The sequence below is a fragment of the Candidatus Streptomyces philanthi genome (genome assembly GCF_059553635.1).
On record NZ_JCANQV010000017.1, the window covers coordinates 1 to 26,736 of the forward strand.

Sequence of the window (26,736 nt, forward strand, 5' to 3'; positions counted from 1 at the left end):
GCGCCCGCCCGTGAGCCGGCGGCCCGCCCCGAGAGCGGCCCGTCCTCGGACCTCTTCCGCCAGTACCTCCGCGAGATCGGCCGCATCCCGCTGCTCACCGCCGCCGAGGAGGTCGAGCTGGCACGCCGCGTCGAGGCGGGCCTGTTCGCCGAGGAGAAACTCGCCACCACCCCCGACCTCTCCTCCCGCCTCGCCGTCGACCTCGACACCCTGGTCGTCCAAGGACGCATCGCCAAACGCCGGCTGATCGAGTCCAACCTGCGCCTGGTCGTCTCCGTCGCCAAGCGCTACATCGGACGCGGGCTGACCATGCTCGACCTCGTCCAGGAGGGCAACCTCGGGCTGATCCGCGCCGTCGAGAAGTTCGACTACGCCCGCGGCTACAAGTTCTCCACCTACGCCACCTGGTGGATACGCCAGGCGATGTCCCGTGCCCTGGCCGACCAGGCCCGCACCATCCGCGTCCCCGTCCACGTCGTCGAGCTGATCAACCGCGTGGTGCGGCTCCAGCGCCGGATGCTCCAGGAACGCGGCCAGGAACCGACCCCGGAAGAGGTCGCCGACCAGCTCTCCCTCACCCCCGAACGCGTCCGCGAGGTACTGCGCCTGGCCCAGGAACCGGTCTCGCTGTACGCGCCCGTGGGGGAGGAGGACGAGGTCGCGCTCGGTGATCTCATCGAGGACGGCGACGCCGCCTCACCCGTCGAGTCCGCCGCGTTCCTGCTGCTGCGTGAACACCTCGACGCCGTGCTGTCCACCCTCGGCGAACGCGAACGCAAGGTCGTCCAGCTCCGCTACGGCCTGGTCGACGGCCGGCCGCGCACCCTGGAGGAGATCGGCCGGATCTTCGGCGTCACCCGCGAACGCATACGCCAGATCGAGTCCAAGACCCTCAACAAGCTCCGCGACCACGCCTTCGCCGACCAGCTCCGCGGCTATCTGGACTGAGCGCCCCGCCTCACCCCTCCCGCTGGAACGCCCCCGGATGCACCTCGTCACGCACCGCCGCGAACTGCTGGCGCACCGCCTGACCGACCGCCAGCTCCTCGCCCGCCTCGAACACCTGGCTGGCCGCCGACGGCCACCGCGGCGGCTCGTACCGGGCGTCCCCGCCGTCCGGCGCCGTGTGCGCGCCGTGCGCCACCCGCAGCGCCCATGCCGCCTGCCGCGCCGCGCCCAGCGCCGCGTACTCCGCCGGCTGCGGCACCACCACCTGCGCGCCGAACACCGAGGGCGCCACCGCCTGCACGGCGGCCAGCTCCGCCGCCGCACCCAGCAGGAACACCCGGCCGATCAGGACCCCCCGGCCGCGCAGCACGTCCAGCGCGTCCGCGAGCCCGCACAGCATGCCCTCCACCGCGGCCCGCGCCAGATGCTCCGGCTTCATGCTCTCCCGGCGCATCCCGTGCAACGACCCGGCAGTGTGCGGCAGATGAGGCGTCCGCTCGCCCTCCAGGTACGGCAGCATCACCATGCCGTGCGCGCCCGGGGACGACGCCAGCGCCAGCTCCGACAGGCCCGCCAGGTCCGTGCCCAGCATCTCCGCCGTGCCGCGCAGCACCCGCATCGCGTTGGTGAGGTGCACCACCGGCAGATGCCGCCCGGTCGCGTCGGCGAACGAGGTGATCGTGCCCGTCGGGTCGGCCAGCGCCTCGTGGTGGATGGCGAACACCGACCCCGAAGCGCCCAGCGACACCACCGCGTCGCCCACCCCGACACCGAGCCCGAGGGCCGCCGCCATGGTCTCGCCGGTACCGGCCGATATCAGCAGGCCCTCCGGCGTGAAACCGGCGGTCCCGTAGGGGCGCAGCACCTCCGGAAGCCGCACCTGGTGCCCGAGGGCCAGTTCCACGAGGTCGGCGCGGTACGTCTCGGTCGCCGCCGACCAGAAACCGGTCGCCGAGGCCCCGCCCCGGTCCGTCGTCCGCCGCGCGGGACGACCGAGCAGCTGCCAGGCCAGCCAGTCGTGCGGCTGCATGACCTCCGCGATCCGGGCCGCGTTCGCCGGTTCGTTGCGCGCGAGCCAGCGCAGCTTCGTCACCGGGTGGGCCGCCTGCGGCACCGCCCCGACGGACTGCGCCCAGGCGCTGCGCCCGCCCAGCGAGTCCACGAGGTCGGCGGCCGCGCTCTGCGCGCGTTTGTCGTTGCCCACCAGCGCGGGCCGTACGAGGTTGCCCTCGGCGTCCAGCGGCACCAGTCCGTGCTGCTGGGCGGAGACCCCGATGGCCTCCACGCCTTCGAGCAGGCCGTTCCCCGCGGCGTCGCCGAGCGAGATCAACCATGCCTGAGGATCGACCTCGGGACCCTTTTCGACGGGGTGCGGCGCGTACCCCTGCCTGACGACGGCACCCGTGTCGGTGTCGCAGACGACGATGCGTGTGCTCTCGGACGAGCTGTCCAATCCGGCGACTTTCCCCATGGCCCCAGATGATGCCCCATGAGGCGTACGGCACACGCGTCAGGGTTTGCCGCGCGGGCGGGTGGGGAACACTGGCGTGCCCGGGGCCCGAGGGAAGCCGCGGACGGGACGCATCAGGTGTTGCTGGGGCCCCAGTCGTCGTCGGCCGCGGCCCGCTGCTCGCGCAGCGAGCGGACCTTGGTGGCGACGGACGGCGGCAGCCGGTCCCCGAACCTCGCCGACACCGCGTCGAACGCCTTCGTCGCCGCCTCCCGGCCGCCCAGCGCAGCGGACTCGGCGGTGTTGCGCACGGCGGGGTTGCGCGCGATCCGCCGCGCCCCGTCGCGCAGCTGCTCGTACCGCTCCCGGCCGGCCCGAGTGCCCAGCACGTACCCGATGGCCAGTCCCGCGACGAACGTGAGCCGGTAGCGCATCGCTCCACCCTTTCCTCTTCTTCGGCGCCGCCCGCGCACGCCCTGTGGCCCGTGCCACAGCAGTCGCGCACACCGCGTCCCGAAACCGTTCGAACCCGCCCGGTTCCGTGCGGTACCGGGTCGCGGAGCGGTGCCGCACGCCTGCCCGTACGGGCCCGGGAACAGTCCCGGGCGGTACCGATTGGCGGAGCACCCCCCTGCTTGCGCTAATGTATGTGTCGCAGCGAGCGCCCGCCGTCCGGAAGCCCGGACAGCGCAGCATTCGAGGCACCGAGCAATCCCCTGTAGCTCAATTGGCAGAGCAGCCGGCTGTTAACCGGCAGGTTACTGGTTCGAGTCCAGTCGGGGGAGCGCAGTCCCCTGTAGCTCAATTGGCAGAGCATTCGGCTGTTAACCGGAGGGTTACTGGTTCGAGTCCAGTCGGGGGAGCAGAAAGAAAAAGGCCCCGCCCGGGGCCTTTTTTCATGCCCGCTTTCTTCCGCCGTTCCGTCCCCGCTTTTCTCGTCCGCGCCGCCCCGTCCGCTCCCGGTGGAGCCACCCCGCGCGCCACTCCTCCGGTCGCTGCGCCCACCGGCGCCTTGAATACCCGGCGATACGGGCGCTTTTGGGCATGCGCTCCCATCGGCCGCCGACCCGCACGGGCAACAGATCGTATGAGCGGCTATGCTGCGGCAGACGGCGCGCACAAATGTGCGCGGCGCGCCGTGTCGGGGGCGGTAGCTCAGCCGGTTAGAGCAGCGGACTCATAATCCGTCGGCCGTGGGTTCGAGTCCCACCCGCCCCACCGCCCGGTAGTGGCGCCACAGCGTTTCTACCCGGGAGAGCGTACGAAAGGGGGTCGCCGCACCACGCGGCGGCCCCCTTTCACCTGTCCGGTCCAGGATTCGGGCCCCGGGACGCCGGCCGTGACGTGTGGGCGTGTGGGGACAGGACGACTCACGTGCCCTGACGGGTGGTCAGTGATGCTTCGCGAGCGGTTTCCGCCGAAAAGTGACTTCTACGCGTGTCAACCCGCTCGCTGAACGTAAGGGAAAGGTCCGAATGGCGGGCGTTCACGTCATCTGTGCCGGGTGACCACCACACTCGTCTGGTTCCGCGAACGTCGAGATCAATGGACAGGCACGACCATGAGTCGGACAATCACCCGGCCACCCCAGGAGTCCCCGCAGACCGTGGGGGACGGTGAGTCCGCGCTCTCGCACGGTCTCAAGCAGCGCCATCTGTCGATGATCGCGCTCGGCGGCGTCATCGGCGCCGGCCTCTTCGTCGGCTCCGGGGTCGGCATCGCCGCGGCCGGGCCGGCCATCGTCCTCCTCTTCGTGGGGACCGGCGCGCTGGTCATGCTGATCATGCGGATGCTCGGTGAGATGTCGGCGGCCCGCCCCTCCACCGGGTCGTTCTCGGTGCACGCCGAGGAGGAGCTCGGGACCTGGGCGGGGACCACCTCGGGCTGGATGTACTGGCTGATGCTCTGCGCCGGTGTGGCCGCCGAGGCCACGGCGGCTGGCGCGATCATGCACACCTGGCTGCCGTTCGTCCCGGCCTACGGCTGGGTGGCGGTCTTCATGGTGTTCTTCTGCGCCAGCAACCTCACCGCGGTCAAGAACTTCGGCGAGTTCGAGTTCTGGTTCTCCGCCGTCAAGGTCGCCACCATCGTCGCCTTCCTGGTGCTGGGCGTGCTCGGCATCCTCGGGGTGTTCGGTGACGCGCCCGGCACCAGCAACCTCACCGGCCACGGCGGTTTCTTCCCGACCGGCGCCGGGGGGCTCGCCGCCGGACTGCTGATCACCATCTCCGGGTTCGCGGGCCTGGAGACCGTCACCATCGCGGCGGCGGAGTCCGACAACCCGAGCCGCAACGTCGCCCGCGCCGTCCGCACCACCGTCTGGCGCATCGCCGTCTTCTACATCGGCTCCATGGCCGTGGTCGTCACCCTGGTGCCGTGGAACAACCCGAAGGTCGCCACCGACGGCCCGTACGTCACCGTCCTCGACCGGCTCGGCATCCCCGGCGCAGGAACGATCATGCAGATCGTGGTGCTGGTGGCGCTGCTCTCCGCGATGAACGCGAACATCTACGGCTCCTCGCGCATGGCGCACTCCCTGGTCAGCCGGGGCCACGGCCCGCGGATCCTGAGCCGCGTCAACAAGGGCGTGCCGGGGGCGGCCGTGGTGGCGTCCTGCCTGTTCGGCTTCGCCGCCGTGATCGCCGGGATCATCTGGCCGACCACCGTGTTCGCCTGGCTGCTGAGCATCGCCGGCTGCTCCGGACTGGTCGTCTGGGCCATCGTTTGCCTCACCCAGCTGAAAATGCGCCGCCGGCTGGAGCGCGAGGCACCCGAACTGCTCTCCGTGCGCATGTGGTGCTTCCCCTGGCTGACCTGGGTCACGTTCGCCGCCATCCTCGGGGTCTTCGCCGTCATGGCGGCGAGCGCGGACGGCCGGCAGCAGCTCGCCGGCACGGCCGTCGTCGTCGCGGCGCTGGCGGTCGTGGGCCATCTCCGGCAGCGCCGCGACCGGCGGGCCGCCGCCACCCGGTAGCGGGGTGGCGAGGCCCACGCGAACCGGTAGGTCTAGGTCGGCGTGAGCTGGGCAGGGGTGGCGGACGCCCTGGTGCGCGGAATACGTGACACGACGATCCCGTTCCCGCTCCCGGGGTCACTCGGACATCCGCAACGGACCGGAAGCAGGGACAGCATGAGCACCATCGAGCTCACCAAGGAAAACTTCGACGAGATCGTCTCCGGCAGCGATTTCGTCCTCATCGACTTCTGGGCCGAGTGGTGCGGGCCGTGCAAGCAGTTCGGGCCGGTCTTCGAGCGGTCCTCCGACAAGCACGACGACCTGGTCTTCGCCAAGGTCGACACCGAGGCACAGCCCGAGCTGGCCGCGGCCTTCCAGATCCAGTCGATCCCCACGCTGATGATCGTCCGCGAGAACATCGCGGTGTTCGCGCAGCCCGGCGCGCTGCCCGAGGCCGCCCTGGAGGACGTCATCGGCCAGGCCCGGGCCCTGGACATGGACGAGGTACGGGCGTCCGTCGCCGAGGCCCAGCAGACCGAGCAGGCCCGGACCGAGTGAGCGACCTGCTGCTGATCCGGCACGGCGAGACCGAGTGGAGCCGGTCCGGACGCCACACGAGCTGGACCGATCTGCCGCTCACCGCCACGGGGGAGGAGCAGGCCCGCGGCCTGCGGCCGCTCCTCTCCGGCCGGAGGATCGGGCAGGTCCACGCCAGCCCGATGGCACGGGCGCTGCGCACCGCCGACCTGGCCGGGCTCCCGGCGCCGCGCGTCGACCCCGACCTGCGGGAGTGGGACTACGGCGGGTACGAGGGCGTCACCACGGACGACATCCAGCGGGAGCGGCCCGGCTGGTTCCTGTTCACCGACGGCGTCGTCCCCGGCCCCGAGGGGCATCCCGGGGAGTCGCCCGAGCAGGTCGGGGCACGTGCCGACCGGGTACTGGCGCGGCTCGCGCCGTCGCTCGCGGCCGACGGGGGAGATGTGGCGGTGGTGGCCCACGCCCACTTCCTCCGGGTGCTCACCGCCCGCAGGCTCGGGCTGCCGGCCGCCGCCGGGGCACTGTTCACGTTCGGGACCGGCGCGATCGGCGTGCTGGGCACCGAGCACGGGCGGCCCGCCGTGCTGGCCTGGAACACCCGCGGTCTCTGAGGGGCCCGGCTACGCGGCCGTCAGATCGAGGCGCAGGGGTTCCACCTTGCCCTCGATCATGGCGCCCAGACCCCGTACGGCGCAGGTGTCGGGCTCGTCGGCGACGCGTACCGGCATGGTGGTCGCCCGGTGGATCATCGGTTTCAGGCCGGGGATCAGGGCGCTGCCGCCCGCGAGGACGACGCCGCGTTCGCCGAGGTCGGCGACGAGATCGGGCGGGCAGCGGCGGAGCACCGCGCCGACGGCGTCGAGGATCACGGTCAGCGGGGTGGCGATGGCCTCGCGGACCCGCGCGGTGTCTATCTCGACGGAACGGGCCAGACCGCTGACGATGTCCCGGCCGTGGACCAGGGCCGTGCCGACGGCGTGCTCCCCGGTACCGGAGAGCAGCAGGTGCAGGGGACGGACGGACTGGCCCGGCAGCATCAGTTCGTGATGCAGCCGCAGATGCTGGACGACGGCGTGGTCGATGGCGTTGCCGCCGACCGGGACCGTCTCGGCCGCGACGATCGACCCGAGGGAGAGCACGGCTATCTGGGTGGTGCCCGCCCCGCACACCATGATCATGGTCGCCTCGGGCTGCTCCACCGGCAGCCCGCAGCCGACCGCGGCCGCGACCAGCGTGTCGACCAGTTCGACGCGCCGCGCGCCCAGCCCGCTCAACGTCTCCACCGCCGCCCGCTGGGACAACGGCTCACTCCCGTACGGCTGGCAGACCGCGGCCCGCATCGTGGGACGCCGCCGCCACGCCTTGCGCAGCTTCTGGCCGACCAGATGACGCAGCAGCCGCTGGGCCATGTCGATGTCGACGACGGTGCCGCCCGCGACGGGACGGACCACGCGGATGTGGTCCGGTGTGCGGCCGTCCATCGCCGCGGCCTGCGTGCCGACCGCCAGCAGCGCCCCGGTACGGACATTGACGGCGGCGGCGGTCGGCTCGTCGACGACCAGACCCTGGTTCTTGACGTACACCCTGGTCCGGAACGCCCCGAGGTCGACCGCCGCCGAGCAGCGACGCAGTTGGGCGAGGCTTATGGTCATGGAGGTTTCCTCCCCGGGGATGCCGGTGGTCGGGCGCGTCCGCTGGTGTCCGCTCCCGGCCATCGTCACGGCGCGGCGGGCGGGCTGCCCGCCGGGCGGGGCCGGTCGGGGGACGGTGCACACGGTCAGCCGACGCGGCGCTGGAGCAGGCCCCAGGTGAATTCCAGTACCAGGGAGCGGGGTTCGCCCGCCGTGTCCGGCGCGGTGCAGGCCAGACGCCAGCGGGTGGGGGCGCTGCCCTCCATGGGCCGGGCCGGGGCGAACGCGCGGGCGGCCTCGTCGACCGTGCACGACCACGGAGTGAGGTCGTCGGCCGTGCGCAGGACGGGGGAGGGGGCGCCGGGGGCGCGCACGAGCCAGGCGTTCCAGACGGTGCCGCGCCCCGCGGTGAGCACCTCGAACCGCAGATCGGGCCAGAGGGGAACGGGCCAGGCCAGCGCCTCGCAGTCCAGATCGCCGATCCGCCGCGCGGTGACCGTCTCGGGGGCGCCGAGCAGCGCCCGGTAGGGCTGCACGCCGCCGGCCCGCGGGGCGTGCATCCGGGCCTGCCAGCGGCGGTTGGCCTCGCGCAGATCGGCGCGGGAGACGCCGAGCGCGCGCAGAGCGTCCTCGACGAGGCCGGGCTGGTGGTCGGCCATCCGGCGCAGCAGGACGAGTTGGAAGGCGAGGGGGCCGGGCAGGCCGGACGCGGTCGGGTCGCCGTCGGTGGTGGGAGCCATGAGGGACATGGTGCGGGACGGACGGACCGTGCCGCGGCTCAGCCGGCCGCGCGGCCCTCGACGAGCAGCTCCATCCCGTCCAGCAGCCGGGCCAGCCCGAACTCGAAGAGGGCCTCCAGGGAGAGAGCGTTGTCGTCGGCGCCGGCGATCCCCGCGTACACCGGGAAAGCGCCGGACGCCAGGACGTTCTCGTACACGGGCTCGACCTCCGCCATCCACTGCCGCTGGTCCATGCCCGTCGCGTGCTGCGCCTCCAGGTCGTCCTCGAAGCCGGCGGCCGTGGCGCGGACATGGTTCAGCAGGGTGACGGCCATGTGGAGCAGCGTCAGCGGGTCGGCGCCCTCGACCCGCGCCATGGTCCACTCGACGAGCGCCATCGCGTGCGGCATCGGCTGCGGGCGGGTGACGGACATGTGGTGCGCGAGCCACGGGTGCCGCTGGTACAGCTCCCAGTGGAGCCGCGCGCCGGCCTCCATACGGGCGCGCCAGTGCCCCGGGGCGGGGTCGGGGAGGCGGACGTCCCGGAAGACGGTGTCCGCCATCAGCAGCACCAGGTCGTCCTTGTCCGCCACATGCCGGTAGAGCGCCATCGACGGCACCCCCAGCTCGACCGCCACCCGGCGCATCGACAGCGCCCGCAGCCCCTCCGCGTCGGCGATCCGGACCGCGGCCCGTACCACCTCGTCGCGGTCCGGATCGTCGCCGCGGCGCTCGTGGGGCACCGTCTCGTGGGGTACCGCCGGATCCGGTTCGGCCAGGGGAGGTGCGGGCCACGGGGCCCGGCGTGGCTCGGCCACCACCGTTCCTCCGCCCGGCACGGCCCGTACCAGGCCCTCCTGGCGCAGCGTGGTGAGGACCTGGGTGGCGGTCGCCATCGCCACGCCCCACTCCTGTGTGATCCGGCGGCTCGACGGCACCAGGGCTCCGGGCGCCAGCTCGCCCGCGGCGATGCGGTGCCGGATCTCGTCGGCGATCCGGAGGTGGGGCGGTGGGGCGGAATCGTCCATGGGCGAGCGACCTCCGTACTGCTGCGCCAGTCTCACGTCGGCCCGCCAGAGGTTAGCAGCACGGTCTGTCAAGAGCGCCTCTCCGTACGGCGGATGCGCTGGTACGGGGCGGTGCGGGGGCTGTTCCCGTGAGGCTCGGCCCCGTGCGTGCCCGCCGGGTTCCTTCCGGGGCGATTCCGTACGGCGGTCGCGGGTCGGTCGCCGTACGGAACCGATCACTCCGGGGTGAGGCCGAGCATGCGCTGGAGGAGTTCCTTGAGCAAGGTGCGCTCGACGGCGGTCAGCCGGCCCAGGGGTTCGCGCGCGAAGTGCAGGGAGGCGCGTAGTTGTTCGGCCGTCCGCAGGCCCTCCTCGGTCGGGGCGGCCAGCTTGACGCGGCGGTCGGCCGGGTCGGGGCGGCGCTCGACCAGGCCCCGGGACTCCAGCCGGTCCACGATGCCCGTGATGTTGGACGGCTCGCACTTCAGCGACCGGGCGATCCGCCGCATCGGCAGCGGCTCGGTGGCCAGCAGACGGAGCACCCGCGCCTGCGCGCCCGTGAGGGCGTGCTCGGCCGCCGCGTGCTCGTACTCCTCGTGGTAACGGGCGACGACGGTGCTGATGAGGTCGACGACCTCGCTGGTGACGGGGTCTGCGCGCGGAGTCATGCACAGAAGGATAGCGCGATGCTTGACACCGTGAAATATCGAGGCTCATTATTGTTTCAGCACCTGAAACATGAAGAGGAGCGCACCATGTCCGCACTGCCCACGACCAGCCGCGCCTGGCACCTCGTCGCCCGTCCCCACGGCTGGCCCACCCCGGACGACTTCGCGCTGCGCGAGACCGCGGTGCCCGAGCTCGGTGAGGGGCAGATCCTCGTCCGTAACCTGCACTTCTCCGTCGACCCGTACATGCGCGGCCGGATGAACGACGTCAAGTCCTACGTGCCCCCGTTCCGGCTGGACGAGCCGATGGACGGCGGCGCGGTGGGCGAGGTCATCGCCTCGCGCGACGCGTCGTTCGCCGTCGGCGACCATGTCCTGCACGGCCTCGGCTGGCGGGAGTACGCGGTGCTGGACGCGTCGCGCGCCGCGAAGGCCGACGCGTCGCTGGCCCCGCTGACCGCCTACCTCGGCGTGCTCGGCATGCCCGGCCTGACCGCCTACGCCGGTCTGCTGGAGGTGGCGTCCTTCAAGGAGGGCGACGCCGTCTTCGTCTCCGGCGCGGCCGGCGCGGTGGGCGGACAGGTCGGACAGATCGCCCGGCTCAAGGGTGCCTCCCGGGTCATCGGCTCCGCCGGCTCCGACGAGAAGGTGCGGCTCCTGACGGAGGAGTACGGCTTCGACGCCGCCTTCAACTACAAGAACGGCCCGGTCACCGAGCAGCTGAAGGCCGCCGCGCCCGACGGCATCGACGTCTACTTCGACAACGTCGGCGGCGAACACCTCGAAGCCGCCATCGACTCCCTCCACGTGCACGGCCGCGTCGCCGTCTGCGGCATGATCTCGATGTACAACGCCACCGAGCCCACCCCCGCCCCGCGCAACCTCGCCCTGGTCATCGGCAAGCGGCTGCGCATCCAGGGCCTGCTCGTCTCCGACCACGCGGCGCTGCGCCCGCGGTTCGTCGAGGAGGTCTCCGCCTGGATCCGCTCCGGCGAACTGACGTACCGCGAAACCACGGCCACCGGCATCGAGAACGGCGTCGAGGCGTTCCTGGGCATGCTGCGGGGCGAGAACACGGGGAAGATGATCGTGAGCCTTGAGGGGTGAGGGGTAGAGGCTGAGGGGCGGCGGGGCGGCGAGGCCGACTGGGGTGGGGCTTCGGTGGGCTGTCGGCGGGCGGGGCGTGGCCTGCGGTGTGCGCCGGGGCGCGGTGTGCGGTGGGCCTGGTGAGAGCTGTGCCGGTTGCCCCGGGGTGCGGGCTCCGCGAACCGGTCGGCGCCTGGGGGCTTCGGTGGCTTCGCGCAGGCCAGAGGGCGGAGCCCGTGGTGCCAGGGGTGCCGTGAACGCTCCGAGGTGGCGGTCCGACGAGTTGACTGGTGGGACGGCGTCTCGGGCTTCGGGGTCCTGCTGCCCCGTGGCGACTGGGGCCCGTAACGCTGGGGCCGTGTCAGGTACTCCGGGGCGCGGGCGTCGGACGTGCACAGGCGCGTCGGTCCCGCCAGGTGCCTCGTCGGGATCGGGTGGCGCCCGGAAGGGCGCCTGCCTCGCAACCTCGCTTCCCAGTACGCCCCGGTGGAGACCGGGGCGGTGGCTGTCCCGGCGGCCTCGGCCTCGGTCGTCGGCGCTCCCGTGGAAACCTGGGACGGGCCTCGAAACGCCCCGCCCAGGCCACCTCGCCTCCTGACGTGCCCCGCCCGCGCGCGGTGGGTGAGTCACGCCATGCGCGCGGACCCTTGACACACCCGCCGTGTAATCGTTTTCGTAGAGCTACGAAAACGATTACACCCAGGTCACCGCCGACCGCTCCCACGAGCACGCACGACAGGCGGTCGGCGGAGGGGTGCGGAGGGCGGCGGCGGAGGTATGGCGAACATCAAGGATGTGGCCGAGCGGGCGGGGGTTTCGGTCGCCACTGTTTCGCGGGTGCTCAATGGGCGTAGTCCCGTCGCGGAGACCCGGGAGCGTGTTCTCGCCGCCGTGGATGCCTTGGGGTATCGCCCCAACACTGTCGCCCGCGCCCTGCGTACCGCGCGTACCGGCACGCTCGGGCTGATCATCGGTGATCTCACCAACCCGTTCTTCACCGAGCTGGCCGACGCCGTCGAGGACGAGGCGTGCCGCCTCGGATACAGCCTGGTCATCGGCAACGCGGGTGAGCGTCCCGAGCAGCAGGACGACCACATCCGTACCCTGCTCGGGCGGCGGATCGACGGGTTGCTGGTCAGCTCGGCGGGCAGTGGCTCGGCGATGCTCGGGGAGGTCGTGGGTTCCGGTACGCCGCTGGTTCTGCTGGACCGTACGGTTCCCGGGGTCGACGCGCCCTGCGTCCGCGCCGACGGTGCCGCCGCGCTCGGCGAACTCGCCGCGCGTCTGGCCGCCCTCGGGCGCCGTCGTCCCGCGATCATCGTCGCGCCCGCCGGAACGCCCACCGGTGACGAGCGCCTGCGGTTGTTCCGTGCGGCGCTGGCGGGCCACGGCATCGCGTTGCCCGACGAACGGGTCGGCTCCGACCCCGACCCCCAGCCCGCCGGGGGCCGTCGTGTGCTGCGCGCCCTTCTCGACCTTCCCGAGCCGCCCGACGCGGTGCTCGCCACCGACAATCTGATGGCGCTGGGCGCGCTGGACGAACTCCGTGCCCGTGGCCTGCGGGTCCCCGACGACATGGCGTTGGTGGTGTACGACGACGTGCCCTGGTTCCGGCACACCGATCCGCCGCTGACCGCCATCGCCCAGCCCACCCGTGAACTGGGCCGGGCCGCCGTCCACACCCTGCTCGCCCGCATCGAGGGCCGCCCCGTGGAGCCGGTGCCGCTGCCCGCCCGCCTTGTCCTCCGCCGCTCCTGCGGCGCACCACCCGCACCTTGAGCACCTGCCGGGTGACCATCTGCCCCTGGCCACCCGCGCCCTGAGCACCCATCCTCTAACCACCCGTCCCTGATCGCCCCTCACCACCGAACAGCCCCAACAGTCCCACCCGCCACCACCGAACAGTTCCCGCCCGTCCCACCAGTCACCACTGAGCAGCCCCTGGCCGCTGAGCACCCGTTCACCCCGTCACCACCGAACCGCCTCCGCGACCACCAGCACCACACCCACCCATTCACCCACTGCCACCGCACCACCCCGATCCACCCAGCAAGACAGTCCGGCACGACCCACCCACCCGGGGCGAACCCGAGGAAGAGAGGGAAGCGCATGACCGGCGTCATCGACGACGTACGGGGCGGACGCGAACTGCTGCGCATGGAGGGGGTGACGAAGTCGTTCCCCGGTGTGCGCGCGCTGGACGGTGTGGACCTGAGCCTGCGCGCGGGCGAGGTGCATGTCCTGCTGGGGGAGAACGGCGCGGGCAAGAGCACGCTGATCAAGATGCTCTCCGGCGCGCACCGCCCCGACACGGGCCGCATCCTCGCCGCCGTACCGGTTCCCGGCGGCCCGGCCCTCGCCACCGCCGGACCGGCCGCCGTCGGATCACCCCTCGCCGGGCCGACCACCCCCGGCCCGGCCCCCGCCGGACCACCCGTCACCCCCACCGGACCTGCCACTCCCTCCGGGCCCGCCCCCACCGGCCCACCCACCACCATCGGCCCGTCCGCCACCCCTGGACCCCCCGCCTCCACCGCCCCCACCGAATCACCCACCCCACCCCCCTCCACCCCCCTCCGCGACGTCCGCATCCGCTCGGCCCAGGACGCCGAGCGGCTCGGTATCGCCGCCATCCACCAGGAGTTCACCCTGGTCCCCGGCCTCTCCGTGGCGGAGAACCTCTTCCTGGGCCGTCCGCCGCGCGGGCGCTTCGGCCTCGTCGACCGGAGGGCGATGCGCCGCCGGGCCGCCGAGCTCCTGGAGCGGGTGCGGCTGGACGTCTCCCCGGACACGCCGGTCGCCGAACTCGGAGTGGCCCGGGCGCAGATGGTGGAGATCGCCAAGGCCCTCGGCCGGGACGCCCGCGTATTGATCATGGACGAGCCGACGGCGGTCCTCACCGCCGACGAGACCGGGACGCTGTTCGGCATCGTCCGCGCGTTGCGCGCGGCGGGCACCGGCGTCCTCTTCATCACCCACCACCTGGAGGAGATCCGCGCGCTCGGGGACCGGGTCACCGTGCTGCGCGACGGCCGCGCGGTCGGTGAGGTGCCCGCCACCACGAGCGAGGACGAGCTGATCCGGCTGATGGTCGGCCGGGACATCACCGAGCGCTATCCGCGCGAGCGCCCCGGGCGGCCGGGCGCGCCGCTGCTGCGGGTGCGCGGTCTGACCCGGTACGCCCCCGGACGCGACGGGCGGGCCCCGGCGCGTCCCGTCTTCCACAACATCGGCTTCGAGGTGCGGGCCGGGGAGGTCGTGGGGCTCGCCGGGCTGGTCGGCGCGGGCCGTACCGAGGTCGCGCGGGCGGTGTTCGGCGCCGACCGCTACGACGCGGGGACGGTCGAGGTGGACGGCGGACGGCTGGCCCCCGGCGACATCCGTGCGGCGATCCGCGCCGGGCTGGGGCTCGTCCCGGAGGACCGCAAGGGCCAGGGCCTGGTCCCGGATGCCTCGCTCCAGGACAACCTCACCCTTGCCCGGCTGCACCGCGACACCCGCCTCGGATTGGTGGACCGCCGGGGGCAGCGGCGCGCGGCGGCCGCCGTCGCCGAGCGGCTGAGGGTCCGTGCGAGCGGCCCGGGGCAGAGCGTGCGCACCCTCTCCGGCGGCAACCAGCAGAAGGTCGTCATCGGCAGATGGCTGCTGGCGGGCGCGCGGCTGCTGATCCTCGACGAACCGACCCGCGGTGTGGACGTCGGCGCCAAGGTCGAGATCTACCGGCTCGTCAACGAGCTGACGGCGGCGGGCCACGGCGTACTGATGATCTCCAGCGATCTGCCGGAGATCCTCGGGATGAGCGACCGGGTGCTGGTGATGGCGCAGGGCCGGCTGACCGGCGAGCTGCCGGCCGCGCGGGCCACCGAGGACGCCGTGATGGAACTGGCGGTCCGGGCACCCGGCGCCCCCGCCGTGCCCGCGTACGAGGGAGGGGCCCGATGACCGCCCCGCACACCGAGGCGGCGCCCCGCACGGCGGCCCCGGGCGGCGGCGCCGGCCCGTGGTTCGGCCGGGCCGTCCTCAGGAACGGCCCGCTGGGCGGCCTGATCGCCCTGGTCGCGGTGATGACCGCGCTGTCCGGGGACTTCCTCCACCCGCAGAACCTCCTCAACGTCGGCGTCCAGGCGTCGGTCACCGCGATCCTCGCCCTCGGCGTCACCTTCGTGATCGTCTCGGCGGGCATCGACCTGTCCGTCGGCTCGGTCGCCGCCCTGTCCGCCGTCGTCGTCGCCTGGGCCGCCACCACCGGGGGACTGCCGGTCTGGGCGGCGCTCCCGCTCGGCCCGGTCGTCGGGGCGGTCGCGGGACTGGTCTCCGGCGCTCTCGTCGCCTACGGGCGGCTGCCCGCGTTCATCGCCACCCTCGCCATGCTCTCGGTCGCCCGCGGCCTCGCGCTGGTCCTCACCGGCGGCACGCCGATCCCCTTCCCCGCCTCCGTCGACGGGCTCGGCGGCACCCTCGGCGGGACGCTGCCGGTCCCCGTCCTGGTGACCGTCGCTGCGGGCCTGCTCACCGCGCTGGTCCTGGGCCGTACGTACACCGGGCGCGCTCTCTTCGCGATCGGCGGGAACGAGGAGGCGGCCCGGCTCTCCGGCATCCACGTCGAACGCCGCAGGCTCGCCGCGCACGCGCTGTCCGGCCTGTTCGCCGCGGTCGCCGGGATCGTCCTGGCCGCCCGGCTCACCTCCGCCCAGCCACAGGCCGCCGTCGGGTACGAACTCGACGCCATCGCTGCCGTCGTCATCGGCGGCGCCAGCCTCTCCGGCGGCTCCGGCAAGGCGTCCGGCACGCTCATCGGCGCGCTGATCCTCGCGGTGCTGCGCAACGGGCTCAATCTGCTGAACGTGTCCGCGTTCTGGCAGCAGGCCGCCACCGGCCTGGTCATCGCGCTGGCGGTGCTCCTGGACACCCTGCGGTGCCGGAGCGCGCGATGAGGGCCGCGCGGCGCGGGGCCGCGGCGGCGCTGGCCGCGGTCCTGGTGTGCGCGCTGTCCGGCTGCGACCGGGGCGGCCGTACCGATCTCGGGCTGGCGCTGTCCACGCTGGGCAACCCGTTCTTCGTCGGCGTCAAGAAGGGCGCGCAGGCCGAGGCCGACGCCCTGGGGCTGCGCATCAACATCACCGACGCGCAGAACGACCCCACCCAGCAGATCAACCAGATGGAGACGTTCACCAGCCAGAACGTCCGGGCGGCCGTGATCAACCCGGTCGACTCCGACGCCGCCGTACCGGCCGTCGGTGTCGCGGGCCGGGCGGGCGTACCGGTGATCGCCCTCGACAGGGCCGTCAACGGCGGGAAGGTCGTCTCGACCCTCGCCTCCGACAATGTCGCGGGCGGACGGCTGGCGGCCCGCGCGCTCGCCGCGTCGCTCGGCGGCCGGGGCGAGGTGGCCTTCCTGGAGGGGCAGCCCGGCACCTCGGCGGCCCGCGAACGGGCTCGCGGCTTCGACGAGGGGATCAAGCGGTTCCCCGGCATCGAAGTGGTCGCGCGGCAGCCCGCCGACTTCGACCGCACGAAGGGAATGGACGTGATGTCCAATATGCTCCAGGCGCATCCGGACATCGCCGGAGTGTTCGCCGCCAACGACGAGATGGCGCTCGGCGCCGCCAAGGCCCTCGGCCGCCGCTCCGGGACCGGCGTCAAGGTGGTGGCGTTCGACGGCACCCCCGAGGGCGTCGCCGCGGTCCGTGGCGGCTCGCTCACCGCGACCGTCGCCCAGCAGCCGGAACTCCTCGGCAGACAGGCGGTGGACCAGGCGCTCAAGGCGTCCCGCGGTGAACGGCTGCCGGAAACGGTGAAGGTCCCCGTCGTCCTGGTGACGGCACGGAACGCGGCCCGCTTCGGCGGCTGACCGGCGGCACGGAAGTCCGCCGGGGACGGCGGCCCGCCCGCAGGGACGGGCCGCCGGACGACAACGGGAGAGAGAAATGGGAGAACGGCGCATGTACGACGTGCTGGTGGTCGGTTCGGCCAACGCGGATCTGACGGTACGGGTGGAGCGGCGGCCCGGCGCGGGCGAGACCGTGCTCGGCGGCGACCTGGTGGAGACGGCCGGCGGCAAGGGGGCCAACCAGGCCGCCGCCGCGGCCCGCATCGGCGGCCGGACCGCCCTGCTCGCGCGGGTCGGCGGTGACGCGTTCGGCACGCTGCTGCTGGACGCCCAGCGGGACGCCGGTACGGACGTCGCGCCGGTCATCGTCGACGACACGGCCCGCACCGGCACCGCGATGATCATCGTGGGCCCGGACGGCGACAACAGCATCGTCGTCTCGCCCGGCGCCAACGCCGCCCTCACCCCGCAGGACGTGGCCGCCGCCCGGGACATCGTCGCGGCCTCCGCCGTGGTCTCCCTCCAGCTGGAGATCCCCCTGGAGACGGTGCGGGCCGCCGCGGCGGCGGCCGAGGACGCCGGGACCCGCGTCGTCCTCAACCCGTCGCCCGTCCCCGCCCGCCTCGACCCGGAACTCCTCGCCGTATCCGACCCGCTGGTCGTCAATGAGCACGAGGCGCGCCAGCTGTCCGGCCACGCCGACGGCACCCCGCGCGCGTGGGCCGAGGCCCTCCGCGACCTCGGCGCCCGCTCCGTCGTCGTCACCCTCGGCGGTGACGGCGCGCTCGTCCTCGACGGCGACGGCGCGCACGACGTGCCGGGGATACGGGTCGAGGCCGTCGACACCACCGGCGCGGGCGACGCCTTCACCGGCGCTCTGGCCACGCGTCTGGCCCGTGGCGACGGGCTTGCCGAGGCGGCGCGGTTCGCCGTCCGTGTCGGCGCCGCCGCCGTCACCCGGCACGGCGCCCAGCCGTCGTACCCGACGGCCGCCGAACTGGAGGCGTTCACCCCCGACGCGTGAGGCGGCCCGGGGCGCCGCCGTCCGCGACGGCGCCCCGGCCTCAGCGTCGTTGTGCGGAGTCCGCCTCCGGCGCCCGCGGCCCGTACAGCGCGTGCGGGGCGCCGGTCGCCAGCGCCCAGTACCGGTCGCCGTACGACCAGTGCCACCACTCCGTCGGGTAGTTGACCAGGCCCGCCGACGAGAGCGCGGCGGACAGCACCCGGCGGTTGGCGCGGGCGGCGGGCGTCAGGCCCGGCGCGCCCGTGTAGCAGGCGCCGCCGCTCTCCTCGGGAGACGCGTCGACCGGCGTGCCCATGTCGAGCGGGGAGCCGTCGGCGGTGGTCAGGGTCACGTCCACCGCGGCGCCCGCGCTGTGCGGGGCGATCTCCGGCGGGGAGACGAAGCGGCTGGTGGCCGCGCGGCGGCGGTCCGCGTCCCAGTCGGGGTGGGCCGCCGCCAGCCTGGCCGTGTGCCGTTCGAAGTAGTGGCGTTGCAGGGCCGGCGGACGGTAGCCCTCGATGACGCGGAGGCGCAGCCCGGCCGGCAGGGCACGCTGCGCCTCCCGCAGCCGCTCCACCACTCCGGCGCGCAGCAGCGCGGAGGCGCCCTCCGCGTCCTCGGGTTCGTCCACCAGCAGCTCGGGCGCCGCCGTCCGCACGTCCACCAGCGGCTCGTCGCACTCCGCCACGGGCACCCCGGCGACCGCCGGGTCCGCCATCACCGTGACGGCCTCCCGCACGTCCAGCAGCACCAGCTCGGACTCCTCGCCGCCGGCACCGGCGTCCGCGACCCGCTCCCCGCCGGGCAGCCAGGCGCCGCTGTGCCCGCACGCCGGTTCCGGGCTGTCCGCGCCGGTGCCGTTGGCGAGCAGCACCCACAGCCCGTGCCGCCGCGCGATCTCCGCGTACCGCCGCGCCGTACGGTCCGCCCCGTCCTGATGGGCGCTGGAGAGGTAGACCCGGCAGCCGTCCGCCGCGGCCTGCTCGGCGGTGTCGGGAAAGGAGCTGTCGAAGCAGACGGCGAGGGCGAAGCGCACCCCGCCCAGCGTGAACCGGCCGGGGGCGGTCCCCGGCGTGAACACCTCCCGTTCGTCGTCCGGCAGGTGCTGCTTGTCGTAGCGGGTCAGCAGTTCGCCGTCCGGACCGAAGACGAACGCGGACAGGGACAGCGCCCCCGGTGGCGCGTCCGCTCCCTCCCGGCCCGCGGCGCCCACCACCGCCGCGACCCCGGCGGCCCGGCAGGCGTCGCGCACCGGAGCCAGCGCCGGGTCGTCGGGGGTGACCGCCAGGCCCTCCGGGTCGGCGGCGATCCGGGACAGGTCGTAGCCGGTCAGCGAGAGCTCGGGGAAGACGACCAGGGTGGCACCGCGCACGGCGGCCCCGGTGACGATCTCCGCCATCCGTTCCGCGTTGCCGTCGAGGTCGCCGGGGAGAGAGGGGAACTGTGCCGCAGCGATGAGCATGGCCCCATCATCCTCCGAAGGGCGCCCGCGCACCCCTGGTTTCCCCGGGCCGGGCCCGCGCGGGGAGCGTCAGCCGCGCGTGCCGGCCGCCACCGTCACCAGCGCCCGTACCTGCGCGGTGATCGCCTGACGCCGCTCGACGAAGACGGGGTCGGTGATCCGCCCGTGCGCCGGATCGGTGTTCCCGGGGCCGAACTCCAGCACCGGGGTGTGCAGATGGCCGCCGGGCAGCGCGGGGCGCACCGCGTCCCGCAGCAGCGTCGCCCGGTAGGCGATCTCGTTGGAGAGGTAGTCCCCGCCCCCGCCGGCCCGTGCCGTCGAACCGGGCGTCGGGCCGTCCGGGCGCTCCACCGGCGCGGAGCCGCCGGCCGGGATCTCCGTCACGGCGGTGTTGTCCCGTACGGTGTACGGCCCCGTTCCCGCGCCGGTCAGCCGCGCGAAGGGCAGGGTCGTGGTGGTCCACTGCGGCTGCCGTGGCGGGGTGGGCACGCCGGGCGGCACGGGAACGGTCCCGGTGCGCGACACCCGCGCGTTGTCGGGGGCGCCGCCCCGCCAGGCCCCGTTGGTCCGCTCGACGTCGAAGACGCCGGGGCGGCCCTGGCTGAGGGTGGTGAAGAGGTCGGCCTGCCGGGGGCCGGGGCGGAAGTGCGGCAGCAGGGTGCGCTCGACGGTGCCCGCCGCGAAGTCGTCCCAGCGCACGGGGAACACCGCCGCCTCGATCCGGGCGGGCCGCCCCGAGGCGGTGCGTACCGTCGTCCCGTCGAGGGCCAGTGCCGCGGCGCCCGAGGGGTTGCTGCGCCGGATGTCCGTGTCGAGCTGGAACGGGTCGAAGCCGGTCACCACGATCCGCAGGACGTGCCCGCCGGCCGGCAGGTCCAGGGAGTCCTGGCCCCGCGAGCCGCGCTCCAGCGCCGTGAGCAGGGCCGTGCGCTTCCGCGCGTCCAGCGGGAAGCCGGGTCGCCACTGCCGCAGTTCGCGGGTCATCGCCAGGCGCGCCCAGTACAGCGGGCGGTCGTCGTCGCGGCTGAGGTCCCCGCCGGCGGGGCCGCGGCCCTGGGCCCGGTCGACGGCCCGCCGCCACAGGTCCCGGCCGGCGTGGGTGACGTACCGCCGGGCGTCCGCGTACGACCGTGTCCGCGCCAGGCCCCGCGCGAACTCCCGCTCCCGGGCGTCGAAGCCGCTGCGCCGCAGGATCTCCCGCGGCGCCTCCTGGGACAGCCGGCCCTCCTCGACGGTGGGCGCGGCGGCGGGCGGCGCGGCCGTGGCCGTCCCGGTCGTCCCCGGCAGTACGGCGATCAGTACCGCGCCCAGCGCGCCCCACCTGGTTCTCGTCCGCATGCGTTTCATGGGGTGAGTAAACCGGTGGGGCGCGTGTGACGGTAGAGGGCGCCGGGACTCAGGAGTTGAGCCGGAGCCCGCTCAGGACGTCACCACCGACACATCGCCCGACTTGGACTGCGCCGTCACCTTGTGCGCCGAGGAACCGTCCGCCGTGACACCGACCTTGCGGCTGCCCGCCGCGGACTTGGCGTCCACCGCGTACGAGCCCTTGGGCACCTTCACGGTCAGATCGCCCGCGGTGGTGTGCGCGGAGACGCTGTCGGGGGCGGTGGTGAAGGCGGCGTCCACCTTTCCGCCGGTGGTCTTCAACGTGGCCTGCCGGGCCCCGGAGTCGGCGACGGTGAGATTGCCGCCGGTGGTCTCGGCGTCGACGGTGCCGGACGTGCCGCGCACCGTGATGCTGCCCCCGGTGGTGTGCAGCTTCACCGACGTCGCACGCGGCACGAAGATCTTGTAGTCCACCCCGCACTCGCTCAGCCCGCTGCAGTAGTCGGACGTCAGGGTGAGCCGCTTGTCCGCGACCGCGTGCTTGGCGCCGGGCTTGTCCTTGGAGTAGCGGAAGGTCTCGGTGACCTTCACCGGGCCGTTCTTGTCGAGGGGGACGATCTCGATCGAGCCGCCGAAGGTCGTCGCCGACACGGAGGTGACCTCGCCGTCGACGGTGTAGGTGTGGTCGGACTTCTTGTCCGGGCTCATCGAGCAGCCGGTGGCCGTCAGCGCGGTCAGCGCCGCGCAGGACAGGGCGAGCGGGATTAAGCGGAGGCGGGCCATGGCGGAGGGTCTCCCGGATCTGCGGAACGGACGGTTCGGGGACCATCCTTCCCGTGGCCGCCGCCGCGACGCGTCGGCGTACGGGATGAGGTTGCCGCCCCGCCGGACCGTTCTTCCCCTAGGGGGTGCCCTCAGGGGTTGTCCGCGCCGAAGGTCTCCCCGGGCCCCTGCGTGAACGTGTACACCGTCTCCGACGTGAAGGTCTGCCCCGGCCGCAGCACGGTGGAGGGGTAGTCGGGCCGGTGCGGGGAGTCGGGGAAGTGCTGGGTCTCCAGGGCGATCCCGGCGGTCGGCCCGTAGGGCGTGCCCGAGGTGCCGGTGAGGGTGCCGTCCAGATGGTCCGCGGTGTAGAGCTGGAGCCCGGGTTCGGTGGTGGCCAGCTCCGCCCGCCGTCCCGAGCGCGGGTCGTACAGCGCGGCGACCGGGCGGGGCACGGACGTCACCCCGCCGTCCAGGACGTGGTTGTCGTCGCGGCCGCGGCCCACCCGCCGGGGGACACGGAAGTCGTGGCGGGTGCCGGTGACGTCCGCGGGCGGGCCGGGCAGCGGGATGCCGGTGGCGTCGGCCGCGGTGCGGCGGGACGCGGCGAGCCACAGCAGGTGGTCCTCGGCGCTGCCGCTGCCGTCCCCGCCCAGGTTGAGGTAGGTGTGGTTGGTGAGGTTGACGACCGTGGGCGCGTCGGTACGGGCCGTGTAGCGCAGCCGCAGCACGCCACCGGGCGCGAGGGTGTAGGCCACCCGGACGTCCAGGGTGCCGGGAAAGCCCTCCTCGCCGTCCGGGCTCGTCCGGCGCAGCTCCACCCCGCCCTCGACGGGCCGGGCCGCCCACACCCGGCGGGAGAAGTTCCCCGGCCCGCCGTGCAGGCTGTTGCCGCGGTCGTTGGCCGCCAGCCGGTACGTCCGGCCGTCGAGCGTGAAACGGGCCCCCGCGATCCGGTTCGCACAGCGCCCGACCAGCGCGCCGAAGTGCGAGCCGCCGTGCGCGAGATACCCGCCGAGGGTGGGGAACCCCAGCGCGACCTGCCCCGGGCGGCCCTCGCGGTCGGGCGTCTCGACGGTCTGGACGATGCCGCCGAAGGTCAGTACCCGCACCCGCAGCGGCCCGCACTCCAGCGTCCAGCGCTCGACGGGGGTGCCGTCGTCCAGCGTGCCGAAGGGTTCCGCGGTGGCCTGCGTGCTCATGATCGCGAGCCTAACCGGGCGGGACGCGGGGCGCGGCGGGCGCTACGCGCCCCGTTCCGCGCGGGTGATCGTCCGGTAGGCGAGCGACGCCAGCTTCCCCTGGCCGCTGGTGCCCGGGTGGAACCAGTCCCAGGTGCTCAGCTGCCGGCCGGTGAAGCGGTAGGCGAAGACCGAGGGGTCGAAGCGGCAGAGGGCGTCGCGCGCGCAGACGTCCCGGAGCGCCTCGTTGTACGCCATCACCCGCTCGCGCACCGCGGTGCGGCGCTCCTCGGCGGCCGGCGTCAGATCGTCGGGGTCGCGCAGCATCGAGCCGCAGATCCCCAGCTGCCACACCTGCTTGCCCAGCGGGTTCTTGCGCCCCTCGGACCACAGCCGCAGCAGGTCGGGCACGGAGGCGACATACACCTGGGTGTGCGGCAGCGCCCGGCGCAGCTTCTTCATCGCGGCCGCGAAGTCGGCGCGGTAGGAGGCGGCCGGTGTCATCGCGCGGACGTCGCTGCGGCAGGCGTCGTTGGCACCGATCAGCACCGTGACCAGCTCGGGCCGGTGCCGTACCGCCCGGGAGACCTGCGCGGGCAGCTCGCTCATCAGTGCGCCGGTACGGGCGAGGTTCCAGCTGTGCCGCGCCGGGTCGGCGAGCAGCCGCTGCGCCAGGCTGCCGACCTTGGGGTCGGTGCCGGTGGCCCAGGACGCCTCGGGGCAGTCCGAGAGCGCCGTGCAGGCGTCGAAGCCGACGGTGATGGAGTCGCCGAGCGCCGCGAGGGACCGGGGGGCGGTGCGCCAGACGGGCGGGGGCGTGGCGGACGGGCGCGCGGTGGTCGTACGGGGATGCGGTGCGCCGGAACGACCGCTGTCGGTGCCGCAGCCTGCGAGAGCGAGGAGCAGAGTGGCGGCAGTGACGGCGGTGGTGCGCAGCCGGCGGGCGGAGCGGCCACGGCGAGGGTGAACGGGCCGGTCGATCTGCGTCATCCCCTGTCCCCTCCGGCGCGTGGGTGATATCTCTTCGGGTGCCGACGGTACGTCATCCCGCGTCCCGTCCGGCGCAGTAGCGTGGCCCCGCGCCGGAGCGGGAGCGGCCGGAGGGGCACCGGTGGCCGGCGCCGACCCTCATGACATCACGTCAGGTACTGTCCCTTTTGCGGCAAATAGTGTCTCATGGTGTTTACTGTAGGTCACCTGGCATCCTGGTGCCGATGTGATCACTGGGGCGGAATGTCGGTAACTGTCCTGGTCGCGACCGGAACGGGCACGAGGCCGCTGGGGAAGGCGAACCTCGAACCGCACTGGAGGTCCCGGTGACGACCCGTGGAGTCCTGTACATCCACTCCGCCCCGCGCGCGCTGTGCCCGCACGTCGAATGGGCCGTCGCGGGAGTCCTCGGTGTCCGCGTCACGCTCGACTGGATCCGCCAGCCGGCGTCCCCCGGCACCTGGAGAGCCGAGTTCTCCTGGCAGGGCCGGGCCGACACCGCCTCCCGGCTCGCCTCCGCCCTCCGCGGCTGGCACCTGCTCCGCTTCGAGGTGACCGCCGAACCCTGTGCCACCGCCGAGGGCGAGCGCTACAGCTCCACCCCCGGCCTCGGCATCTTCCACGCCGTCACCGGCCCGCACGGCGACATCCTCGTCCCCGAGGACCGGCTGCGCGCCGCCGTCGACCGCTCCGCGCGCGGCGAGAGCGAACTCGCCGCCGAGGTCGCCCGCCTCCTCGGCAAACCCTGGGACGACGAGCTGGAACCGTTCCGCTACGCGGGCGAGGGCGCCCCGGTGCGCTGGCTCCACCAGTGCGTCTGACCCCTCCGCCCCCGTGATGCCCGGGACTCGCCCCCGGACGTACGACGGGTCCGCCGGCCCAGCCTCTAGCGTGCCCCCATGACCGACAACCTCTCCGTGGCGGTGCTCGGCACCGGCATCATGGGCGGGGCCATGGCCCGCAACCTCGCCCGCGCGGGCCTCGACGTCCGCGCCTGGAACCGCACCCGCGCCAAGGCCGAACCCCTCGCGGCCGACGGGGTGCGCGTCACCGGCACCCCCGCCGAAGCGGTGGACGGCGCCGACGTGCTCCTCACCGTCCTCCTCGACGGGCCGGCGACGCTCGACGCGGTGCGGCGGGCCGCCGGCGCCCTCGCCCCCGGCACCGTCTGGCTCCAGGCCGGCACCGTCGGCGTCGACGGCATCGCCGCACTGGCCGCCCTCGCGGACGAGCACCGGCTCCTCTTCGTCGACGCGCCCGTCGTCGGCACCCGGTTCCCCGCCGAGAAGGGCCTCCTCGCCGTGCTCGCCGCCGGGCCCCAGGAGGCCAGGGAGCGGGCCGGGAAGGTCTTCGACGTCATCGGCCGCTCCACCCGGTGGATCGGCGAGGACGGCGCGGACGGCGCCGCGAGCCGCCTCAAACTCGTCGTCAACAGCTGGGTCCTGACCGTCATCGGCGGAACGGGTGAGACCCTCGCCCTCGCCCGGGGCCTCGGCGTCGACCCCCGGGACTTCCTCGCCACCGTGGAGGGCGGCCACCTCGACCTGCCCTATCTGCGGATGAAGTCGGAGATGATCCTCTCCGGCGACTACCCGCCGAGCTTCACCGTCTCGGCGGCCGGCAAGGACGCCCGGCTGATCACCGAGGCCGCGCGGCGGGCCGGGGTCCGCGCCGACCTCGCCGAGGCGACCGCGGAACGGCTGCGCAGGGCGGACGCACAGGGCCACGGCGCCGAGGACGCGGCGGCCGCGTACTTCGCCAGCTTCCCGGACGGCACCGGCTGACCACGCGCCAGGGCCCGCCCGGTCGCGGTGACCGGGCGGGCCCTGGGACGTGTCGCGGCGCCGGGGCGGTTACACCGTCCGGAACGCCAGCACGACGTTGTGACCACCGAAGCCGAACGAGTCGTTCAGCGCCGCGAGGCGGCCCTCGGCGGGCAGCGCGCGGGCCGTGTCACGGACGATGTCCGCGTCGGCCTCCGGGTCGAGGTTCTCGATGTTGATCGTCGGCGGCGCGGTGCGGTGGTGCAGCGCCAGGATGGACGCCACCGTCTCGATGCCGCCGGCACCGCCCAGCAGATGACCGGTCATCGACTTCGTGGCGGAGATCGCCATGTGGTCGACGTGGTCGCCGAAGACCTTGCGCAGCGCCTTCAGCTCCGCCAGGTCACCCTGCGGGGTGGAGGTGGCGTGCGCGTTGACGTGCACGATCTCGGCCGCGTCGAGGTCGCTGTTCTCCATCAGGTTCTGGAGCGCGTGCGCGATGCCGTTGCCCGACGGCTCCGGCTGCACGATGTCGTGGCTGTCCGCGGAGATGCCCTGGCCGACGGCCTCCGCGTACACCGTCGCGCCGCGCTTGGCGGCGTGCTCGGCCGACTCCAGCACGATCACACCGGCGCCCTCACCGAGGACGAAGCCGTTGCGCGCCGCGTCGTACGGGCGGGACGCGCCCTGCGGGTCGTCGTTCGACTTCGACATCGCCATCATGTTGCCGAACGCGGCGATCGGCAGCGGATGGATCGCCGCCTCCGTACCGCCCGCGACGACGACGTCCGCACGGCCCGTACGGATCATCTCGATGGCGTAGCCGATGGCCTCGGAACCGGACGCGCAGGCGCTCACCGGGGTGTGCACCCCCGCGCGGGCGTTCACGAACAGGCCGACGTTGGCGGACGGGCCGTTCGGCATCAGCATCGGCACGGTGTGCGGGGAGACGCGGCGGACGCCCTTCTCCTTCAGCACGTCGTACTGGCCCAGCAGCGTGGTGACACCGCCGATGCCGGAGGCGATGACCGTACCGAGCCGGTCCGGGTCGACGGACGCGTCCTCGCCCGCCTTGCCGGTGAACCCGGCGTCCGACCACGCCTCCTGGGCCGCGATCAGCGCGAACTGCGCGGAGCGGTCCAGCTTGCGGGCCTGCGCCCGGGGCAGGACCTCACCCGGGTCGACGGCCGCCTCGGCGGCGATGCGGACGGGCAGGTCGGCCGCCCAGTCCTGGGTCAGGGGGGCCACGCCGGACCGGCCGGCGACAAGGGCCTCCCAGGTCGAAGCGCTGTCGCCACCCAGCGGTGTGGTTGCGCCGATACCGGTGACGACCACGGTGCGATTGGTCGCGTTCACGGGAATTCTTACTCCACGGGTAGAGGGGTCTGAATCGACGGCGCCACCGCCGGGT

22 protein-coding genes, 3 tRNA genes and 1 pseudogene are annotated in these 26,736 nt (G+C 73.8%); 14 read left to right on the plus strand and 12 right to left on the minus strand.

Features of this window, described 5'->3' with window-relative positions; genetic code table 11:
• Positions 1–948, plus strand: a 948-nt coding sequence (locus AC51EU_RS04305) for an RNA polymerase sigma factor (RefSeq protein ID WP_496265279.1), incomplete at its 5' end; no start/stop codon positions are given.
• A gap of 10 nt (positions 949–958) precedes the next feature.
• Here AC51EU_RS04305 and AC51EU_RS04310 read toward each other — a convergent pair.
• Together AC51EU_RS04310 and AC51EU_RS04315 are read right to left on the minus strand one after the other, a co-directional pair.
• Positions 959–2,419 (minus strand): FGGY family carbohydrate kinase, encoded by a 1,461-nt coding sequence (locus AC51EU_RS04310; protein ID WP_496265280.1) that lies wholly within the window; start codon positions 2,417–2,419, stop codon positions 959–961.
• A 113-nt stretch (positions 2,420–2,532) separates the two neighbouring features.
• Positions 2,533–2,832 carry a YtxH domain-containing protein gene (locus AC51EU_RS04315; RefSeq protein ID WP_496265281.1) on the minus strand — a complete coding sequence of 100 codons (300 nt, stop codon included), beginning with the start codon at positions 2,830–2,832 and terminating at the stop codon, positions 2,533–2,535.
• 278 nt (positions 2,833–3,110) lie between these two features.
• On the opposite strand from AC51EU_RS04315, the gene AC51EU_RS04320 reads away from it, so the two are divergent.
• From AC51EU_RS04320 to AC51EU_RS04345, 6 genes are all read left to right on the plus strand, one after another.
• Positions 3,111–3,183 (plus strand) — tRNA-Asn (locus AC51EU_RS04320).
• A gap of 5 nt (positions 3,184–3,188) precedes the next feature.
• A tRNA-Asn gene (locus AC51EU_RS04325) sits at positions 3,189–3,261 on the plus strand.
• A 281-nt stretch (positions 3,262–3,542) separates the two neighbouring features.
• Positions 3,543–3,616 (plus strand) — tRNA-Ile (locus AC51EU_RS04330).
• Between the two features lie 343 nt (positions 3,617–3,959).
• Positions 3,960–5,372, plus strand: coding sequence for an amino acid permease (locus tag AC51EU_RS04335; RefSeq protein WP_496265282.1), 1,413 nt, complete (start codon positions 3,960–3,962; stop codon positions 5,370–5,372).
• 156 nt (positions 5,373–5,528) lie between these two features.
• Positions 5,529–5,912 (plus strand): thioredoxin, encoded by a 384-nt coding sequence (gene trxA, locus AC51EU_RS04340; RefSeq protein WP_496265283.1) that lies wholly within the window; start codon positions 5,529–5,531, stop codon positions 5,910–5,912.
• Positions 5,909–6,505 carry a histidine phosphatase family protein gene (locus AC51EU_RS04345; protein ID WP_496265284.1) on the plus strand — a complete coding sequence of 199 codons (597 nt, stop codon included), beginning with the start codon at positions 5,909–5,911 and terminating at the stop codon, positions 6,503–6,505. The genes trxA and AC51EU_RS04345 overlap by 4 nt, the downstream gene beginning before the upstream one ends.
• Before the next feature lie 9 nt (positions 6,506–6,514).
• Here AC51EU_RS04345 and AC51EU_RS04350 read toward each other — a convergent pair whose 3' ends face one another.
• The 4 genes from AC51EU_RS04350 to AC51EU_RS04365 form a co-directional block, all read right to left on the minus strand.
• Positions 6,515–7,546, minus strand: a complete 1,032-nt coding sequence (locus tag AC51EU_RS04350; protein ID WP_496265285.1) for a rod shape-determining protein — start codon at positions 7,544–7,546, stop codon at positions 6,515–6,517.
• 125 nt (positions 7,547–7,671) lie between these two features.
• Complete coding sequence (locus AC51EU_RS04355; RefSeq protein WP_496265286.1) at positions 7,672–8,265, minus strand: hypothetical protein; 594 nt, start codon at positions 8,263–8,265, stop codon at positions 7,672–7,674.
• A gap of 38 nt (positions 8,266–8,303) precedes the next feature.
• Entirely contained in the window at positions 8,304–9,272 is a 969-nt protein-coding gene (locus AC51EU_RS04360; RefSeq protein WP_496265287.1) for a TetR/AcrR family transcriptional regulator C-terminal domain-containing protein, read from the minus strand.
• 215 nt (positions 9,273–9,487) lie between these two features.
• On the minus strand, positions 9,488–9,919 hold the full coding sequence (locus AC51EU_RS04365; RefSeq protein WP_496265288.1) for a MarR family winged helix-turn-helix transcriptional regulator: 432 nt from the start codon (positions 9,917–9,919) through the stop codon (positions 9,488–9,490).
• Positions 9,920–10,006: 87 nt separating this feature from the next.
• On the opposite strand from AC51EU_RS04365, the gene AC51EU_RS04370 reads away from it, so the two are divergent.
• The 5 genes and pseudogenes from AC51EU_RS04370 (at position 10,007) to AC51EU_RS04390 (ending at position 17,859) form a co-directional block, all read left to right on the plus strand.
• Positions 10,007–11,026 (plus strand): NADP-dependent oxidoreductase, encoded by a 1,020-nt coding sequence (locus AC51EU_RS04370; RefSeq protein ID WP_496265289.1) that lies wholly within the window; start codon positions 10,007–10,009, stop codon positions 11,024–11,026.
• A gap of 756 nt (positions 11,027–11,782) precedes the next feature.
• Complete coding sequence (locus AC51EU_RS04375; RefSeq protein ID WP_496265290.1) at positions 11,783–12,784, plus strand: LacI family DNA-binding transcriptional regulator; 1,002 nt, start codon at positions 11,783–11,785, stop codon at positions 12,782–12,784.
• Between the two features lie 330 nt (positions 12,785–13,114).
• Positions 13,115–14,947: a sugar ABC transporter ATP-binding protein gene (locus AC51EU_RS04380; RefSeq protein ID WP_496265291.1), complete on the plus strand. Its 1,833-nt coding sequence runs from the start codon at positions 13,115–13,117 to the stop codon at positions 14,945–14,947.
• A pseudogene (locus AC51EU_RS04385) lies at positions 14,944–16,856 on the plus strand (ABC transporter permease/substrate-binding protein). The gene AC51EU_RS04380 and the pseudogene AC51EU_RS04385 overlap by 4 nt, the downstream one beginning before the upstream one ends.
• 91 nt (positions 16,857–16,947) lie before the next feature.
• Complete coding sequence (locus AC51EU_RS04390) at positions 16,948–17,859, plus strand: ribokinase (RefSeq protein ID WP_496265310.1); 912 nt, start codon at positions 16,948–16,950, stop codon at positions 17,857–17,859.
• Positions 17,860–17,899: 40 nt separating this feature from the next.
• Here AC51EU_RS04390 and AC51EU_RS04395 read toward each other — a convergent pair whose 3' ends face one another.
• The 5 genes from AC51EU_RS04395 to AC51EU_RS04415 form a co-directional block, all read right to left on the minus strand.
• A complete protein-coding gene (locus tag AC51EU_RS04395) occupies positions 17,900–19,300 on the minus strand; it encodes a nitrilase-related carbon-nitrogen hydrolase (RefSeq protein ID WP_496265292.1) in 1,401 nt (466 codons plus the stop codon).
• A gap of 69 nt (positions 19,301–19,369) precedes the next feature.
• Positions 19,370–20,647 carry a PA0049 C-terminal domain-containing protein gene (locus AC51EU_RS04400; protein ID WP_496265293.1) on the minus strand — a complete coding sequence of 426 codons (1,278 nt, stop codon included), beginning with the start codon at positions 20,645–20,647 and terminating at the stop codon, positions 19,370–19,372.
• Between the two features lie 72 nt (positions 20,648–20,719).
• Positions 20,720–21,412 (minus strand): DUF4097 family beta strand repeat-containing protein, encoded by a 693-nt coding sequence (locus tag AC51EU_RS04405; RefSeq protein WP_496265294.1) that lies wholly within the window; start codon positions 21,410–21,412, stop codon positions 20,720–20,722.
• Between the two features lie 131 nt (positions 21,413–21,543).
• Positions 21,544–22,593, minus strand: coding sequence for an aldose epimerase family protein (locus tag AC51EU_RS04410; protein WP_496265295.1), 1,050 nt, complete (start codon positions 22,591–22,593; stop codon positions 21,544–21,546).
• 42 nt (positions 22,594–22,635) lie between these two features.
• Positions 22,636–23,562: an SGNH/GDSL hydrolase family protein gene (locus tag AC51EU_RS04415; RefSeq protein ID WP_496265296.1), complete on the minus strand. Its 927-nt coding sequence runs from the start codon at positions 23,560–23,562 to the stop codon at positions 22,636–22,638.
• Positions 23,563–23,888: 326 nt separating this feature from the next.
• Here AC51EU_RS04415 and AC51EU_RS04420 point away from each other — a divergent pair, with 326 nt between their 5' ends.
• Together AC51EU_RS04420 and AC51EU_RS04425 are read left to right on the plus strand one after the other, a co-directional pair.
• Positions 23,889–24,383: a DUF3145 domain-containing protein gene (locus AC51EU_RS04420; protein ID WP_496265297.1), complete on the plus strand. Its 495-nt coding sequence runs from the start codon at positions 23,889–23,891 to the stop codon at positions 24,381–24,383.
• 78 nt (positions 24,384–24,461) lie between these two features.
• The gene (locus tag AC51EU_RS04425; protein ID WP_496265298.1) at positions 24,462–25,346 is read left to right on the plus strand and encodes an NAD(P)-dependent oxidoreductase; all 885 of its coding nucleotides are present in this window, start codon (positions 24,462–24,464) and stop codon (positions 25,344–25,346) included.
• 69 nt (positions 25,347–25,415) lie between these two features.
• Here the strand turns inward: AC51EU_RS04425 and AC51EU_RS04430 are convergent, their stop codons facing one another.
• Entirely contained in the window at positions 25,416–26,681 is a 1,266-nt protein-coding gene (locus AC51EU_RS04430; protein ID WP_496265299.1) for a beta-ketoacyl-[acyl-carrier-protein] synthase family protein, read from the minus strand.
• Between the last annotated feature and the right edge of the window lie 55 nt (positions 26,682–26,736).